Below are 19,074 nucleotides of genomic sequence, written 5' to 3' on the forward strand. Positions count from 1 at the left end.
TTTTGCTCTCTTTACCTTGGCAACGTTTGGCAAGAAAAAGCCAGCCAAAGCAAGAGATTTAACTTATCACAATTACCTTTCACGACTGAAAAGTGGAGGGTAAAAACATGACTCTTTGCTGTATTGGCGTCACCGCCTCAGCGAACAAGGTTTTGAAAATAAAAAGTTTTCGCAAAATAAAAGGCTCTCAGTCAAGAGAGCCTCAAAAGAAGAGAAAGGATGTCATATTTTTAAGTGCGAATGTGCTTAATCGCGCTATTTAACTCATCGACATTACGTTGTAAATCGACGACAACTGGCCCGAGTTGATTGATGGCAATGTTCATATCACCTGAAAGGGTTTTTATATTACTGAGGTTGCTGGAGATCTCGTCGCTCACGGCCAGTTGCTCTTCTGTCGCGGCCGATATCGACGTATTCAATTTGTGAATTTCAATTGCCGAACCTTGAATGGTACCAAGCGCTTCGTTCGCCACCGACATGTTAGAGCGCGTTGACTGCATTTTATCAGCACTCACCCGGATCGTTTTAGTCGATTGTTCTGCTTTCTCTTGCAGCATCGAAATCATGCTTTCGATCTCGCCCGTCGATTGTTGAGTTCGTTGGGCAAGTGAGCGTACTTCATCCGCTACTACCGCAAAACCCCGACCTTGCTCACCCGCGCGAGCGGCTTCTATTGCCGCGTTCAATGCCAATAGGTTGGTTTGCTCGGCAATCGCTTTAATCACATCAAGCACATTACCAACGTTATTAGACTCATTCGCAAGTTGCTGGATGATCTCGGATGTTTTGGTAAATTCACCCTCTAACTCACCAAATTCGTGCGTCGTTTTATCAAAGACCTGTTTACTGGTACTGGCCTCTTTCTCCGCACTACCCGCATACTCTTCTGCCATCGTTGTGCTTTCCGCCACACTAGAGAGTGCCGATGTCATCTCTTCCATTGCTGTTGCGGCCATTTCAAGCTGTTGATTTTGCTGATTCGCCACTTTGACGTTTTGTTTGGTGACATCGCTTATCGTTTCAGAGATGGCCGAAATGGTGTGGTTTACTTGGTTTATTTTGCTGATGGTGGTGGCATAACTGCCAAGCACTTTATTAATGGTTCCGCCGATAATACCCAGTTCATTGTGGCTGTTATCATCAACTCGCAACGTCAAATCAGAATTTTTGTCCACTTGTTGTAGCAATTTGGCCATGGTATCGATCGGTTTCACTACTTTCCGGTTCACGATGGCATACCCAATAATGGCAATAATAAAAACACTAATTAAGGAGATATTACCAATCAATACCGTACTTTTTACTTTCTGCGCCGCATCCATGAATTGTTTATTGGTTCGATTTTCTAATTCAATAAAGAACTTATCGATCGGAGCCATGATTTTGGCTTTCTCTTGATGGTATTCATTACTGTGTAAGAGAGAAATCGCCATATTACGGTCTGGCTCTTTTCTAACGGTGTAGTTGCCATTGCTATCAGGGTAAAGCCCCTTAACAGCATTCATCGCTTTGACTTCCATGTTCACTAAGCCATCTGAATTAGCTTGAGCTTCTTTGAGCAAACTAAACTCTTGCGGAGTAAAACCAAGATCCGTCATCATTTGGTTGAGAGAGATATTTTTACCGTCTGCTTTAGGTTTTTGTCCATATTGCAGCACAAGGTCCCAATATATCGTGTGATAGTTCTGCGGGCGAGGTTTCTTACCATTACGAATATCAAGAATATCCATGTACATTTTTTCATACTTTTCATCGCCACTGACCACATAAGTTCGGCCCAACCGAGTTAAATCATCAGAGCTTTGACGAAGCTCATCGGCCGCTTGGTAAGATTGATAACGAACTTGAGCCATATTATCAACTTGTTGCATTAGCCCATTGAGCTGTAATACCGTCACAACACTAATGACAATACCGATACCGATGACAGCAAACACGAGCTTCATGGTGTTGTTGATATTCATAAAAGTATCCTTCTTCATTTATCAACGAAATTATTTCTGTTTATTCATTGTTATTATTGCTCTTAGCATAGGATGAGAATGGCCAAAATGTCGAATTTTACGCCACAATTATTGCATCAATTTTAAGCACTATCATACTTCAACTTATTTTTCAGTCGGTACTGGCAACTGAGCCAATACCTCTTTAGCCGCTTCAAAATCAAAATCTTCAATCGCATGCATCAAACTTTTCTTTTGCTCGTCAGACCATAAATTGCATTGTTTAATTTGGTGGATCATATGAATCGCATCAGCATCGTAGTTTTCAACACATTGCACTAATTGTTGGTAGAGCAACGCAATATCACGGTGCTCTTGCTGCGGATATAATTGTGTCTGCTCCCAATCCCTTAACTCATCCAACAAAGTAGACATCAACTTTGAGACCGTGTTGAGATCTTGAATGGCGGGTTTCGTATGTCGCTGCACTACCCCTTCCATCTCGTTGGCTAGCTGCGCAATAGGCTCAATCCCTAGATTAGCCGCTGAACCTTTTAGGGTGTGCATCACTCGCTCTGCCTCTTCCCACTGCCCCTTATCAATCAATTTAGGGAATGCGGCTATTTCTTGCTGCTGGCTGGCAAGGAAGTGATCCAATATTTCAAAGTATCGCTGCGCATTGCCACCAATTCGGAAAATCGCTTGCTCCACATCAATACCGGTCAATTCTGGATAGCCAGTGCTCGGTTTCACTTGATTCGGTAATACCGTAGAGGGTACTGGAGTGGTTTCATCCGCCTTTAAATATTTGCGTAGTACGTGGTACAAGCGCTGTACATCAATTGGTTTCGCCACATGATCATTCATACCTGCATTTAAGCAGTGCTCGACATCTGAAGACATCGCATTGGCGGTCATTGCAACAATCGGTAGCGTTTTCCACTCCTCATGCTGGCGGATCTCTTTCGTCGCACTGATACCATCCATAATGGGCATCTGCATATCCATCAGCACTAAATCAAAAGCTTCTTGCTGCAATTTCGTCAAAGCTTCTTGTCCATTATTAGCAAGAACAATGCTCAATTGAGTACTTTCTAACAGGCCGAAAGCCACCTCTTGGTTCACTTCGTTATCTTCTACCAAAAGCACTTTTTGCCCAATAAATGTTGGCCTTGTATCATGATCAAGATACTCATGGCTCTGCCTTAATTGCTCGATGCCGTAGCTGTCCATAATGGCATCAAGGAGATTTGATGGGTTCACAGGTTTCACAATCAAGGCATCGACTAATTTACTGTTTTCTCCCACCAAGGAAATTTCTCGGCCGTAAGCCGTGACGAGGAATCGTTTAGTGTTATCAAAAACACCCAATGGTTTCATTCTCTGCAGCAACTCTATGCCATTCATACCCGGCATATTCCAATCAATAAACAGCATATCAAAATGCGTATTGCGAATTTCATCGAGCGCCTCAAAACCGTTACTGACTGACTTCGCTTCAAAATGCATCGCATTGAGCAACGTCATTAAAATATTGCGTGCCGAGTCATTATCATCGACTACCAACGCACGTTTGCCTGCTAGAGCGCTGAGTGGCTTAGCAATATCGCGCATTTTGGCTTCTTGCAGCCCACACTCAACCGTGAATTCAAAGGTGGATCCTGACCCTTCTTCACTGTGAACTTGAATGTCGCCACCCATCAATCCGACTAGCTGTTTACTGATGCTAAGCCCCAAGCCCGTACCTCCATATTGGCGAGTAATGCTATTATCAGCTTGAGAAAATGCAGAGAATAGAGTGGCTACGTTAGATTCAGCAATGCCAATACCTGTATCAGAAACGGTAAACTTCAAGGTCACGTTGGCGTCGTTTTGCCCCACGACTCGCGCCGAAACGATGATCTCCCCTTGTTCGGTAAATTTCACCGCATTGCCACATAAGTTAACGAGAACTTGCCCCAAACGCAGCGGGTCGCCCACCAAGCCCACTGGAATGTGTGGGTCGATATCTAATAAAAACTCGATATTTTTCTCTTGGGCTTTTAGCGAAATTAAGGTGGTGAGGTTATCCAATACCTCATCAAGGCTAAAATCAATGTGCTCAACATTCAGCTTGCCCGCCTCTATTTTGGAAAAATCCAAAATGTCGTTAATGATGCCAAGCAAGTTTTTCGCCGATTCATTAATCCGTGAAATGTATTTTTGTTGCGTAGGATTGAGCTCGGTATTGAGTGCTAGATGGGCCATACCCAAAATGGCATTCATTGGTGTACGGATCTCGTGGCTCATGTTCGCGAGGAAATCACCTTTGGCTTGGCTCATGGCATCCGCGGTCTCTTTAGCTTCTCTTAATTGCTCTTCCATCTGCTTGCGATCCGTTAAATCAAGCAAAATTCCGACAATTCCAGAGACTTCACCACGATTATTTTGGAAAGAAGCTTCGTATACCAACATCTCTCTTTTGTGGTGCGAAGCGTCATAGAGAGACAATTCGTAATCTTGCGAAGACTGCTCCTCTCCAAGCCTTTTATGTACTTGGGCAAAAATGGTCGCCGTTTCATTTTGAAAGATATCTTGCGGCGATTTACCGATAATTTGCTCGGCCGACAGGCCAACTAAATCCATAAACTTAGCGTTAATGGTGAGATATGTACCCGAGGCCGACAAGCAATACATGGGGTTCGGCGTCGCATCGAGGATCTCTTGATTCAGTTGAGATTGTTCGAGTACTTTCTGCTCGGCTCGTCGCTGAATTTCAATGTTTTGGCTCAATTGAATACTGACCGATAAGTCATCCAACATTTGCGATAACCACTGAAATTGCAAACTCGACAACGACCCGATAGTACCCAGCTCTAGTAAAGCGACAGGATGCTGATTGACGTGCAGCGGCAAATAATACACTTCGTTAATGACTAACTTGCCACCGTTAAATTCAATGTGACAGTTGCCATCGAGTGCTTTCATCGCATAGGGCTGACCGCTGAGCAACACGCTGAGCTGCGTCGATGATGGATCGGTGTATTCTCTGGCCGAATGCTCACCATAACCCACCCCAGCCACTCGTTTTAATACGCCCTCTTGATAGATGTACATGCCAACCATTTCCAAAGGAAATTGATGCAGTAAGAATTGCGTAACTTCATTACACAAACGGTCCGTAGAATCGTTTTTGCGTAGGATGATATTGAAATCTTTAAGTAAAGTATTTTGGCTAAGCTGCTCAGCGATATGATGAAACACCACATTCAAACTGTCGATAAAATGTTGCAGCTCTGCATAGGCGGTTTGAGTGATCGTAAAAGCGTAATCTTCCCGTTTGACTTGAGTCACAACCGTTTTGAGTAGCTGACTTAACGGATTGATGTAAAGACGCCACAGCAGAACAAAGGAGGCGATGATCACGCTGAGTAAGGTTAATACTAACACCAAGTTTATCCATTCATAACGCAGCGCTTCGCTATCGGCACGTTGAATGTTTTGCTCCATGCGTTGCATGATCGATTGATGCGCAGAACCAATCGCCTGCATAATTTTCGCCTTTTCCGCGAAGTATTGGTCACCATAGAGAATAGCCCGAGCCAATTCCAGATCCGGCTCACCTGTGTCGACAAATTCACCTTGGCTACTTTTTTTCCATCCTTTGATGGCCATGAAGGCTTCTCTTTCGAGTGACACCAGTGAATCAGACAACGTAAGCGCATTTTTGAGCTCTAAAAACTCCACCGATTCAATGCCCGAAAGACGCATTCTATCGAGTAACGAAGGGTTGTCTGGTGCGCCACCCAGTGAGCGGGCAAGCAGTTTGTTTTGTGCAACGACATCCCAAAATTCGTACTCATTCCCTTTCGGTAACGGCACAGAACCATTTCTGACGCTCAGCACATAATTAAAAAGGTTGAGCCACTTTTCATCGCCAGTCGAAGCGTAGGCTCGGGCAAATTTGGTTAAGTGATCTGAGCTCTGCTTCAACTCTTGTGACAGACGATAGAAACGGTAAAGTTCGTCGTTCAGTTGTCGGCTCTCAGTTCTCAGAGCGGCTACTTTGTCGGTGATACTAAACATCGCAATGGAACATAATCCCATAGCAATAAATAAGACGGTGAATAAAGTTCGGATGGATCGCATGTGAAGCGCCTTCTTAATAATTTTCTCACTCTACTAACGCTGAGATTAGCTATAGTTATTGATAAGTTTAGACTTAAACCCAACCTTCGCCGCTCAATTGCTATTTTTTATTAGGAAAGACTCATGCCCATCGAAAACTTGGACAATTGTACCGTGTTAATCGTCGATGATTCGCCAGATAACCTTGCATTTATGTCACAGGGGTTGGCTAACCGATATCATGTCAAGGCCGCTAAATCAGGCCCGATGGCGCTCAGTATCTTAGACAAGTTTTCTATTGACCTAGTGTTGCTCGATATTGTTATGCCGGAAATGTCAGGTTTTGAAGTCATACAAAAGATCATGGCAAACCCTAACACCCAAGACATCCCTGTGATTTTTCTGACCGCAAAAGATAACCCTGAAGATCAAAAACTAGGCTTTGAGTTAGGTGCGGTTGACTATGTATACAAACCCGTAAGCGTACCGTTGCTAAGAGCCAGAGTAGATACTCACCTGCAAAACAAAATTTCAAAAGACATACTGAAGAACCAAAATGGCTACTTGGAAAAAGAGGTGATCAAACGTTCAAATGAATTGGATAAAATGCAAGACGCGGTCGTGTATGCTCTCGCCAGTCTCGCTGAAACCAGAGACCCAGATACTGGTAACCATATCCTGCGAACACAGCATTACGTCAAAGCGTTAGCCGAGCAACTGGCTAAGCTGCCAAAATATCAACAAAAGCTAACGCCGAATGTTATTAATACCTACTTTAAAGCCGCCCCTTTACACGATATTGGTAAAGTGGGCATCGCCGACAACATACTATTAAAACCAGGAAAACTGGACAGTGATGAATTTGAGATCATGAAAGGCCATGCCAGCTTAGGGCTACGTGCGCTAGAAAAAGCGGAAAAGATGTCAGGCGCGAAAAATGACCTTATCGATATGGCGAAAGAGATCGCCCATGGGCACCATGAAAAATGGGATGGCTCTGGCTATCCTAACGGTTTACAAGGTGACGCTATACCGCTCAGCGCACGGTTAATGGCTGTCGCTGATGTTTATGACGCTCTGATTTGCCGACGCATCTATAAGGAGCCGATGCCTCACGCCGATGCGAAAGGGATTATTTTGGACGGAAGAGGAAGCCATTTTGACCCAGAAGTCATTGATGCCTTCTTGGCAATAGAAGAGCGCTTTATTTCGATTGCCCATGAATACGCCGACGATTGATATCTTGGTAAGCAACGTATTATTAAACAAAAAGATAAACGTATGAAGGTAACCTTTCGCCCCGCAAGTGACAGCGATTATCAATTTGCTTTTGATCTAAAAAAAGTCGCAGAAATGGATGCTATTACGGCGATATTTGGCTGGGATGAAGAGTTGCAGCAAGTGCTGCATCGCCAAGAATGGCATTCTGGTCTACCAACGATCATCTGCGCTGATGGCCAACCGATTGGCACTTATTTACTGCAGAGCAAGCATGAAACGCTCTACTTCTCACGATTTTTTATTCTGCCAGATTTTCAAAATAGAGGGGTGGGTAGCCAAGTGTTACAACTGGTCGTCAACCAAGCCAATCTGACTCAATACCCATGTAAGCTCTGTTATTTGCAAGGTAGCCCGGTCGGTGCTTTGTATCAGCGATTTGGGTTTACGCACTACCAAATGGACGATGAGTTTTCTCATATGCATTTCATTCCAACGCCCAAAGGCCAATAGCTCAGTACCCTTTGTGCTACCTTAAATTAAGGTTAGCGATCGGCAAACAGCCTACGCGGCGAGAAAATAAGCTTCATCATTAACGCCAGCCCACCTGTAGCACAACAAAATGGTTACATTTGTTTATTCATATTCATTACTTATTGAATAAAATGCGTGAGCAATCTCTGATTAATGTCGTTTCATTTATAGGGTAAATGGTTGTGTGAACAAGGTTTCATCTTTTTTTAACGTTACGTTAGACAATATTTTCATTAACACCTTTGGATAGGAAACAGATATGTTGTATTTGGAATTTTTATTCCTGCTATTAATGCTCTATATAGGCTCACGCTACGGTGGTATTGGCCTTGGTGTGGTTTCTGGTATTGGCTTGGTCATTGAAGTTTTTGTCTTCAAAATGCCACCCACATCACCACCGATCACCGTCATGTTGATCATTCTTGCCGTTGTCACCTGTGCTTCAATACTCGAAGCGGCTGGCGGATTGAAATACATGCTGCAAGTGGCAGAACGTTTACTGCGTAAGAACCCGAAAAATGTCACTTTGATTGCACCGTTCGTCACTTACGCAATGACGTTTATGCTGGGTACTGGCCATGCGGTATATTCCATCATGCCGATCATTGGTGATGTGGCATTGAAAAATGGGATCCGTCCTGAACGTCCAATGGCTGCGTCTTCTGTTGCTTCGCAAATCGCGATTACCGCTTCCCCAATCTCAGCGGCCGTTGTCTACTACCTTGCTCAATTGTCGAATATTCAACACGAGATCACCTTACTCTCTATTTTGCTGGTCACTGTACCTGCGACCTTATTCGGTACGCTGTTGATGTCTTTGTACAGCTTGCGCCGCGGGAAAGAACTAGATGATGATCCTGAGTATCAAGAACGTCTGCAAGATCCAGTGTGGAAAGAGAAAATCCTAAACACAACCGCGACAACGCTGAATGAAACGTTACCCGCGGCAGCGCGTAATTCTGTGTTGATTTTCATTGGTGCGATATTAACCATAGTCGTGCTAGCGATGGTGCCAGAAACACGCACTATTGTTGAAGGCAGTAAACCGATCAGTATGGCGGTGGTTATTCAGATGATGATGCTCTGCTTTGGCGGTATCATTTTACTGGCAACCAAAACCGACCCACGAGATGTACCAAACGGTGTGGTATTCAAATCAGGTATGGTAGCGGCAATTGCCATCTTCGGTATAGCTTGGATGTCGGATACCTATTTCCAATACGCGATGCCGCAGTTTAAATCAGGCATTGTTGAGATGGTTACCGACCATCACTGGACCTTCGCGCTTGCACTATTCATTGTTTCTGTTGTGGTGAACTCACAAGCCGCAGTAGCGGTGATGATGTTACCTGTAGGCCTCGGGCTAGGTTTAGAACCTGCGCTACTGGTGGGATTAATGCCCGCACTGTACGGATACTTCTTCATTCCAAACTATCCGTCAGATATTGCAACGGTCAACTTTGATACCACAGGAACCACCAAAATCGGTAAGTACTACTTCAACCACTCGTTCATGTCCGTCGGTTTAATTGGCGTCGTGAGTGCGTGCTGTTTAGGTTATGTGCTGAGCCAAATCATCATTGGTTAACCCACTGTAAATGCCCCAGACTGATACAGCGCTGGGGTGTGTTTACTGCTAAATAAAAAAGTGCACCCAACTGAGCCTGAAGCCGTTGGGTGCACTTTTTCTTTATTTAACTGCTCTTTTCTTTATTTAAACGTCATGCTTGATAATGTTGTTGTCCAATAAGAAGCCAACAATGTCAATCGACGCCATGCCATCAAAATTGAATTGGCTGGCAAGATCTTGCACCACAATGGTTTGATGTACGTTATTGTCCGTCAGAATTTCCAATTCCACATCCGTCGTGTTGGTCATCACTTTCGCTTCTATCTGATGAGAAGTGTGTAGCGAAACGAGCAGTTGATCCATGGGCAAATGTAAATCGGCCACAACATCAGTGAGATCGATCACATCACCTTCACCAGCGTTGAAATCAGTGATAGTGTCGATTTGCTCATCAACAGTATCGAGCGTCCATTTAAATATGTCAGCGCCACTTCCCCCGGTTAAGATGTCGGCACCAAGCCCGCCAATCAAGGTATCATTTCCGCCACCACCCACTAAGGAGTCATCACCATCGCCACCTTCAAGGTGATCATGACCACTGCCACCTAGCAACTGCGCTCCAACATTACCGGCGAGCAATTGCGCATCATCCCCGTTCGTTGATTGATCAATCGTGCTACCGTCAGGCAATACTTCAATCGCAATATCAATTGATGCAGAAGCTGCACGGCTACCATCCGTTTCTGTTGAGATAGCCGCTACCGACAGAGTGTGTTGCCCTAAATCGAGCCCGCTAACCTGTAATCCGTCGATAGCATCAGCGGAAACAATCCACACTCCGTTTTGCTCAGTCACGCTGCCCGATCTACTGGAAAGCGTTGCGCCACTTGGCAGACTGTCGATCTCCAATGACAACACTTCATGGCTATCCGTTAATGCCGCGATTAACCCCAGCAATGCAATACCTTGAGCGCTGATACTTTGGCTAACATACGTCTGCTTCATATAATTAAAGCTCGGATCAAGGGTTAATATCGGCGTATTGGCTTTGGGCGTCACCGCAATACTGACGGTTTCTGTCTCTTCTAACGCCATACCAGAAACATTGTCGGCATAAACACCACCATCATTGGCCTTAATTGTCAGATCAATATGGTCACTACCAATCGCGGTGGCATCAACAAAAACACCACTGGCGGGATCGCTGCTATTGAGTAGCGCATTAATATCCGATAACGTGCCTTGTAGGACGAGTTCTCCAGCCAAATTGGTGCTCTGCGTGACAGAACTTAACGCGGGGATCACAGCACTGAGCAAACCTTCGCTCACGCTCAAAATCACCGTCATGGGGTCGTTGGCATGTGAGCCTGCATAATCGACATCACTCACACTCAAGCCGGTAACTTTTTGCCCCGCCTCTTCATCAATCGTTGTGGTGACCGTAGCACTATCAATGGTGGGCGCATCATTGACCGCCTGAACATCAACTGAAACAGTAAACTCACGCGCAGGCCCCAAATGTTCAGTACCGTCCAGCCCTGTATCGATCGACTGCACTTTAATCGTCAGATCTCCCGCCCAAGTGTCCTTATGCCAATCACCAGAATTAAAAATCAGTTTATCTAAGCTTTGCGCATCGGCATTCAACAGCCATACTCCACCACCGATGTAAGTCCCCAGCGTGCCATCAGGCAATGCAATACTTGCTCCATCTGGCACCCCGGAAACTTCAATTCTCAACGTTTCTGGTGAGTTTTCACTATGGTTCGCACCGGCTGCAATGGAATCGGCTTTATCGATAATTTGCGCGTTGATATCAATTTCAATGTCAACGCCTTCATCACCAGCGCCGTTAGTCACTGGTTCAACGTCCACCACATCCCCAACGGGCGTAATATCCAATCTAAAGCTGCCGTTATGCTCTACAGGCACACCAAGCAAGGATTCTTCGGTGAAGACCTTGATGCCGATTTCCACTTCGCCACTGAAGTTCTTCGCAGGTTTCATCGCAATATCGGATAAATTGATCGAGGTTTGTGCTAGGTTGTTAATCTGAATGCTCCACTCACCACCACCATTATTTTTCACGGTATAGTCAGAAGAGAGAGAACTCACGACAAAATCCGTTGGCACCCCAGTAAGCTTGATCGACACAAATACCTCAGAGCCATCTGTATCGGTCAGATCAACGGTAAATTCAGAACCCGGTTTAGAAAGGACAATCCACTCATCTTCCAATCCATGCACTTCAATATCACTGCTACTACCACTGGAAATAATGACGTCGTCTACCACTGGCGTCACATCAAAACTTACTTGTGTGGTAAATGGTTTATCAGCATCAGTATTAGCCACACCCAACGCATTGGCATTGGTATCATCAAATTGCGTGATATCAGTCACTTTCCCCGCCACGGTAATGTTGACGGTATTATCATCATCGCCAGTCGGATAATTGGGTGCGGGTTTGAAATAAACATTGTCTAATGCCGCAGGTAGCTGAGGCTGACTAAAAGTGATACTGGTACCGAGATCATTGCCTTGCGCATCAACAAAGGTTCCGATATTGGTTCCTTGTAGGGTTAAGGTGACTTCGCTCAGCACCTCTCGTCCTTCCGTAGCGCTATTGCGAATATCAGCAAGATCAATATCGAGCGAAAGATGAATAATACCATCTTCATAACCTATGCCGTCATTGGTCGGAACGTCGGACGAGCTTGAAGTCGGCTGATGATTTGCATCTAACCCAAGCGAACCTTCTACAGTCAATGTCGCTTTAGGGGTAATGTCATCATCTTGCGGTTGATGCGTTCCGGGAACATCGGCCACCGGAGAAACTGCCACTGGGATTTGCGTACTGAAGGTTTTTTCATCACCAGAAGCCGTGTCTGTCGTCACAAAAGTAATCGGCAAATTAAAGTCGCCCGCGTAATCTTCAGGCAGATGCAGATGCAGATTTTCTAACCCTGAAATCGAGCCATCGGTATTCACGGTGCCTTTGTACACATATAAGCCATCAACGAAATCAAAATGACCACCAGATAAACTTGCGCCCGCTGGCAGCACACTTTGCGCGATGACAATACTGATCTCATCTTCTACACCATCAAAACCTGAAGCGCTCACCATCAATTTATCTTGGATTTGCTGACCTAAATTAATAGCGTTATCTTCGATGCCTAATACAATATCATCCGCATTGCCAACTAAAGTAATGTCAGCTGCTACCGTGTTGTTACCAGTCACGATGAGCGGAAATTGTAAAGTGATCTCTGATTGCACTTGTCGAACCACTTTGGCTTCAGAGCTATCTTCCCCTTGGTCATACACTTGGGCAAAAATGGTCACAGTGATGTCGTTATAACCATCACCATCAGGATCGTTACCACTACTCAATGTCAGGCCATTCGGTGCTTTTACACTGAAATTCTGCTCATCAACAATGGTCCATGAGCCATCCCCATTATTAATTGCACCAGTAATCAGTAGTTGATCAAGTACCTGTGGCGTAATATTGCTAAAACGCACCACCAGTTGGTCGACCACTTCTAATGATTGGTAACCTTCTGTCGATTGAGTGTCTGCATTATCAAAGCGTATAACGTTCGCATCAGGCTCGCCACCGGCCGCATCATTAATAGTAAAGTAGATAGCACCAGAGGCATCTGCGACAGCTTTGTTTGTGACTACGCCGTTGTCTTCAACACGCAGTTGTCCATCAGCTTCAACTATCGGCCTTACCGTGATATCAACAGAGCCATGAATGACTTTCGAAGCAATACCTTCGCCAGAATTGATTGCATCGACGTATTCGTTGTCTTGCTCTTTAACCACAATCTCAGTGCTCAAGGTAAAATCAGTACTGGAGTGCTCTGGTGGCCGAACTTGAACGTAACCAGTTGTCAGCACTTGCGCTGAGAAATCTTGATCGCTCTGTCCCAGTGCGGGGGTCAAAATGAGCTTGCCGTCACTGTCTAAGGTCGTGACAACACCATCGACGTAAATAGTACTACCTGCTGGGAAGCCAGAAAGTGTAACAGAGGCAAAATATTCATCAGCATCAAGATGTTGTTCCTCTTCTGGCTGCCAATGAATATTAATGCGGCTGTCCTCGTTACCAAGCGAGTGTGATTGATAGTTGTCAACAACATCAATCACCGGTGCCACTTTAATGCGAATTTCCGACTCAATTTGACGCGTATGTCCATCATTTTCAGTAACGATGGTGGTCATTTTGATGTTGATGTTTTCGGTCGATGAATGAGATGGCTCAACTCGAATACCTGAATCAACCTGCGCTGAAGTTAGATTCGCCTGATAAATAGGTTGTTGCGCAGTATCGTAACCAACAAATACCAAGTTAATCACGCTACCAACACTGTCATACAATTTGACACCATCTGGAATGTTCGACAGCAAAACGGTGATCGACTCAGAGCTGTCAGTTGGATTATCCGCAAGCTCACCGGATAACACACTAAAGCCAAAGCCAACGGATTGATTTTCATCAATCGTCGTTTCAATCACTTGCAGACCATTTTCACTAAATTCATTCCAAGTGTTAGTACTGTTTGAGTGAAAATCAATGGTTGGAATATCTGCTACGCCCTTAACTGAAACATTAACCGTCTTAGCACCTAACGAGATTTCATCTGTCACCGCACCCGTAGAAAGATTGACCATATCTTTAATAATCCCTTCAACAGAGAAGGTAAAATCAGCGTTGCTATGCAATGGGGGTAGCACTTCAACTTGGTCAAGATATTGTTCAGGAACTTCATAATAAGTATGACCATTGGCATCGGTTATTTGTGATATTTCGCTGGCTCCGGCTCCCAACCAAATCAGTGTAACACCTGTTTCTGAAAAATCAGAAAGACGCACATAGAGTGTTTCTGAACCATCAGAATCAACGGATCCCGCCATCGTAATGACTTCACTTAATAACAAGGGATCGTGATCTGTGGTGGGGTCAACGGTATTTTGCGTAGCGGCATTATCTTCAAAAACATTGATTCGATTGACAGAGAAGCTACCCATATCGGCAACAGGGCTAACATCTATCACGATTTCTTTCGTTTCTGATCGGGCGCTCTCTTTACCAACGTGAGCGTTAGTTTGCTCTGTCGTGATCGCTGTAATATCAAGTTTGATCTGACCACTGAAATTATCATTGGGGTCAACTTGTACTTGGTTAATGTTACTCGCGCTAACAAGATAATAATAGTGACCTGAAGCATCCGAGCTCATTACAACCGGCGTACCATCGGCATAAACTAGCTGCGCCTCACCTTCACCTTGAGTAAAGCGGATCTCATACAGGATTGTTTCGGGGGTACTGTTATCTTGTGTCTGCGCTAAAACATCGAGAGTAATATTGTCACTATCTTCTACTGCATCATAATGAAATTGGCTGCTTGAGTTCCAAGTCGCAATATCGGCCACACTTTCCACCTCAATGCGCAATTTCCCGTTCACATTATGATCGTGCAGGCCATTATTCAAAACCTGCACAGTAATATTGAGTTGGAAGCCACCGTTAGCGCTGGCATAGTGACGGTCAGGCACAAAATACAAGTTTTCAATCTTAGCAACACTGCCTGTTAAGCTTTGCTCCACCGCATCTGCGGGCAAAACAAATCGTCCACTGACTAGCTCTAATTTGACATAAACATCCGAACTATTGAGATAGTAAAAATCGCCATGCGCGTTGCTGGCCGTGATTTTTACATCACCAATCGATTCATTGCGATCCAAATCATAAAGATTGATCTGCAAATCCACTTTAAGCGGTGAAGTATTTAAGCCGGATTGGTTATCTTGGCTATTAGTGATTTGATTGGGGTCGTTAAACAGAATAGTGACACCATCGCGTCCAGCGTCTTCAGCCCCAATAACATTGGCAACTGTGATAGTGGCATTTCTATCAAGAATATTGATGTTCAACTGTTCGGTTGAGGCATCGCCATCAAAGTCTTGCGCAGTGACATCGACAGTAAATGAAATGGTCGGATCATCACCATGTTCAAGGCTAGCAACTGGTTTAAATGTCGCGTTACCGTTAGGCGTAATAGTCAGTGTGCCTAAATCGCGCTCAACACCATTTTTTATTTCGACAACCGTGACTGTTTTGGTTACTCCGTTAAGTTGAACTTCATTAGCTAAACTTACGCTGTTAGCCTCTCTAAATTGAATATCCCGACCCGCTTCATCAACGGCCACAAATTTAGTGATCGCACCATGATCTGCACCTTGAGTATCCGGCGAGGTATTGTTGTCTTGGCTAAATAAATTGACTGTTTTTATCGCCGTATTTTCAACACTAGTGATGCTTTTATCATGCAAAGTTGGAATATCATCAACAATCGATATTGGCAAACTCGCTGACGCTGAAACATCGCCATCTCTATCAGTTGCGGTAATCGGAAGATCTAAAATATAACTATTTTCACCATTACCCGCCGGGTGGTCGATGGCTTTAAGCAGTTCAAATTGGTAACTATCGGCCGAGCCATTTAGCGTGAGACGAAAAACCACGTCCGTCGTATTCTTAATCACCGCCTCATAAACAGTGACACCATTACTGCTTGAAATTTGGATGATCTCTATCTCTTGACCACCAGACGTTAAATTCTCGACAGGCGTGGTGAGATCAGACACTTGATAACTGACAATACCATCGGCCCCGTCAATCACATCAAAGTGCCCAGCAATAACGGTGCTGTCTGAACCATCAGAACCGATCGTGGCTAAGTCATCTTCATCCACGCTCTGTTCGCTACCGGTGCGAATGCCGACAATCGTTGGCTTGTCATCCACAATAGTGACAGGCAGTAGAATGTCAGAGGCGTCGCCATCATAGTCCGTCGCCACCACTTTGAAATTCACCAGTCGCTCATCGCTGCCTGCGGCGTGATCAATCGGACCTTGCAAAGTAAAACGGTAACTGCCATCCGCATTGAGCACTAAGCTAAACACCGCATTGCCACTAGGTGTGGTGCTGGCTTGGTAGTGGTAGTTACCATTGGCATCGATTGTCGCCGCGCCCAAGATCACCGCTTCGCCTTGCGAGGTTAAGCCCGCAAGCGGGTTACTGCTGGTATCCAACTGATAGCTCACTACCTTATCGGCGCTTTGAGTGGTAAACATTCCCTCAGCGAACAGCGGCTCTTTGCTACTGTCTGAGCCTGACATTAAATCGTCTTCGTCAACGCTGAGCGCTTGCACGCCGGTGATGGTTGGCTGATCATCATGGATAGTGACTGGCAGCAAAATGTTGGCGCTGTCGCCATCATAATCGGTTGTCACTACCTTGAAATTTACCAGCAGCTCATCGCTCCCCTGCGCATGGTCAATCGGACCTTGCAGGGTAAAACGATAGCTACCATCCGCATTGAGCACCAAACTAAACACTGCATTGCCGCTCGGTGCAGCGCTAGCTTGATAGTGGTAGTTGCCGTCGGCATCGATTGTCGCCGCGCCCAAACTCACCGCTTCACCTTGCGAAGTTAGGCCTGCAAGCGGGTTACTGCTGGTATCCAACTGATAGCTCACCACCTTATCCGCGCTTTGAGTAGTAAACACTCCCTCGGCAAACAACGGCTCTTTGCTGCTGTCTGAGCCTGACGCTAAATCGTCTTCGTCAACGCTGAGCGCTTGCACACCCGCGATGATTGGCTGATCATCATGAATGGTGACAGGCAGCAGAATGTTGGCGCTGTCGCCATCATAGTCGGTTGCAACCACCTTGAAATTCACCAGTAGCTCATCGCTCCCCTGCGCATGGTCAATTGGCCCTTGTAGGGTAAAACGATAACTGCCATCTGCGTTAAGCACTAAGCTAAATACCGTCTGACCGCTTGGGGTAGTACTTGCTTGATAGAGGTAGTTACCGTTAGCGTCAACTGTCGCCGCGCCCAATACCACACTTTCACCTTGCGAGGTTAACCCAACGATGGGGTTGATGCTGGTATCAAGCTGATAACTCACTACCGTATCGGCCCCTTGGGTGGTGGTGAAATAGCCTTCGGCGAACAACGGCTCTTTGCTACTGTCTGAGCCTGACGCTAAATCGTCTTCGTCAACGCTGAGCGCATCCACACCAATGATTTCAGGTTTATCGTCAATAATGTTGATTGGTAAACGCACACTTTCAGAGCTATCACCATCATAATCGGTTGCCAATACCGAAAGGTTGAGTAATAACTCATCACTATTGACTGGATGATCCAGCGCGCCTTGTAACGTAAACTGGTAACGACCGTCTGGGTTTAATATCAACTCAAAAATAGGCTGGCCATTGGCGCTCGCCTGATAGGTATAAACCCCGTTCAATGACGAGGAAGAGGCCAATTGTACCGCGACACCAGCCGAGGTTAACCCCGCCAACGGATTAGCACTTAAATCCAACTGATAGCTTTCAATTTGATCAGAACCCAATTGAGTATCAAACTGTCCTGAAACGGTAATCGTCTGTGAAGCACTGGCATCCGAACCGATATTTGCCAAATTATCCTCATAAACGGACGTCGACGGTTCATCGGATATAACAGGGTTATTACCATCACCAATACTGATTGCGATAGAAATCGGCGAGCGAATAGGATTTCCACCCGCATCAGAACCGGTTACATCGAATTGAATCGCAATTTGATCATTAGCAAAAGAAACTAAGCCACCTCCCACGGAGGGAACATGGTCAATCGGTTGACTAATGGTCGTCACTATCTCTAAGTTGATGTCTTTACCGACAGACGTCGCCACTAAATCAATCCGTAGCACTTCACTGCCGTCAAGTTCACCGACAATATGGTTAGCCGTAGCATCGTAACGAAAGCTTACTGATCGCCCAGCCGAAGTAATATCGCTCTTCAGCTCTGACAATAGCGCAGCTAATGAAAGGGATTCAGGGACAAAAGAGGCGGCATCCAGTGGCAGATCTCCCGCCGCGATTAAAACATTTGCCGTCACTGATTGTGGGTACGAATTTAGTGAGAGCGAACCTTCAGCTAATGCCGCTGATAATGATTCACCCCCAGCGGTAAAACGCAACGGACTCAAATTCGTTTCAGTCAATGATTGCTGAGCATCACGCCCTGTAGTTTCGAAAAACGTACTCGCCAATACTTCTGCAAAGTTGTAATCAATGGTGATGAAGCCAGCATTTGCAGAGCCTTCACCACCGGCTCCGGCGGCGGTTGCTTCAAGTATTTGGGTCGGGTCTTGGCCATCTAAAATGGCTTGTTGGATGGCAGCAATATTATCTGCGTCAAAACTCACCTCGTCTAATAAGTTCAGATCAGCGTTGATCTCGCCTTCAATCGGAAATTGAACTAAGTCAACTGAGCTCTCAGAATCTGGTGACGCATTGCTAAAACAAGTAATACAATTCTGATCGACTACGGTAGCTTGGCCATTAAACAGTATCGTCACCGACGAATGATTCACTGTGATTAAGATTTCATCTTTATTTAATTGATCACCCGCGCTTACTTTACGCGCATTACCTTTGGCATCTGCTGCGATAACATCACCAACCACTTCTTGTACTAACGCAGGTTGAACAACCACATGTAAATCCATAGAGCCCCCAGATACTTCTTTAGCAAATCGATTCAGAAAACGAGCAATAGACAACTGTTATTTTAGTCGCAATTGATTATGCAAATTTATATTTATGTAAATTACATCACTGAGCAT

6 protein-coding genes are annotated in these 19,074 nt (G+C 45.2%); 3 read left to right on the forward strand and 3 right to left on the reverse strand.

Annotated features, from left to right (window positions below; translation table 11 throughout):
- Nucleotides 1–230: 230 nt before the first annotated feature.
- Together AACQ21_RS03250 and AACQ21_RS03255 are read right to left on the reverse strand one after the other, a co-directional pair.
- Complete coding sequence (locus tag AACQ21_RS03250) at nucleotides 231–1,967, reverse strand: methyl-accepting chemotaxis protein (RefSeq protein ID WP_105976925.1); 1,737 nt, start codon at nucleotides 1,965–1,967, stop codon at nucleotides 231–233.
- 144 nt (nucleotides 1,968–2,111) lie between these two features.
- Entirely contained in the window at nucleotides 2,112–6,074 is a 3,963-nt protein-coding gene (locus AACQ21_RS03255; protein ID WP_105976926.1) for a hybrid sensor histidine kinase/response regulator, read from the reverse strand.
- 123 nt (nucleotides 6,075–6,197) lie between these two features.
- Between AACQ21_RS03255 and AACQ21_RS03260 the strand changes: the two genes are divergently transcribed.
- The 3 genes from AACQ21_RS03260 to AACQ21_RS03270 all read left to right on the forward strand — a co-directional run bounded on the left by AACQ21_RS03260 (nucleotide 6,198) and on the right by AACQ21_RS03270 (nucleotide 9,393).
- On the forward strand, nucleotides 6,198–7,292 hold the full coding sequence (locus AACQ21_RS03260; RefSeq protein ID WP_013868403.1) for a response regulator: 1,095 nt from the start codon (nucleotides 6,198–6,200) through the stop codon (nucleotides 7,290–7,292).
- A gap of 42 nt (nucleotides 7,293–7,334) precedes the next feature.
- Entirely contained in the window at nucleotides 7,335–7,784 is a 450-nt protein-coding gene (locus AACQ21_RS03265; RefSeq protein WP_047688721.1) for a GNAT family N-acetyltransferase, read from the forward strand.
- A 280-nt stretch (nucleotides 7,785–8,064) separates the two neighbouring features.
- The gene (locus AACQ21_RS03270; RefSeq protein ID WP_013868401.1) at nucleotides 8,065–9,393 is read left to right on the forward strand and encodes an anaerobic C4-dicarboxylate transporter; all 1,329 of its coding nucleotides are present in this window, start codon (nucleotides 8,065–8,067) and stop codon (nucleotides 9,391–9,393) included.
- A gap of 126 nt (nucleotides 9,394–9,519) precedes the next feature.
- Here AACQ21_RS03270 and AACQ21_RS03275 read toward each other — a convergent pair whose 3' ends face one another.
- Nucleotides 9,520–18,957 carry a retention module-containing protein gene (locus tag AACQ21_RS03275; protein WP_105976927.1) on the reverse strand — a complete coding sequence of 3,146 codons (9,438 nt, stop codon included), beginning with the start codon at nucleotides 18,955–18,957 and terminating at the stop codon, nucleotides 9,520–9,522.
- Between the last annotated feature and the right edge of the window lie 117 nt (nucleotides 18,958–19,074).

The sequence above is a fragment of the Vibrio sp. V01_P9A10T6 genome (assembly GCF_963877065.1).
GTDB classification, from domain to species: domain Bacteria; phylum Pseudomonadota; class Gammaproteobacteria; order Enterobacterales; family Vibrionaceae; genus Vibrio; species Vibrio anguillarum.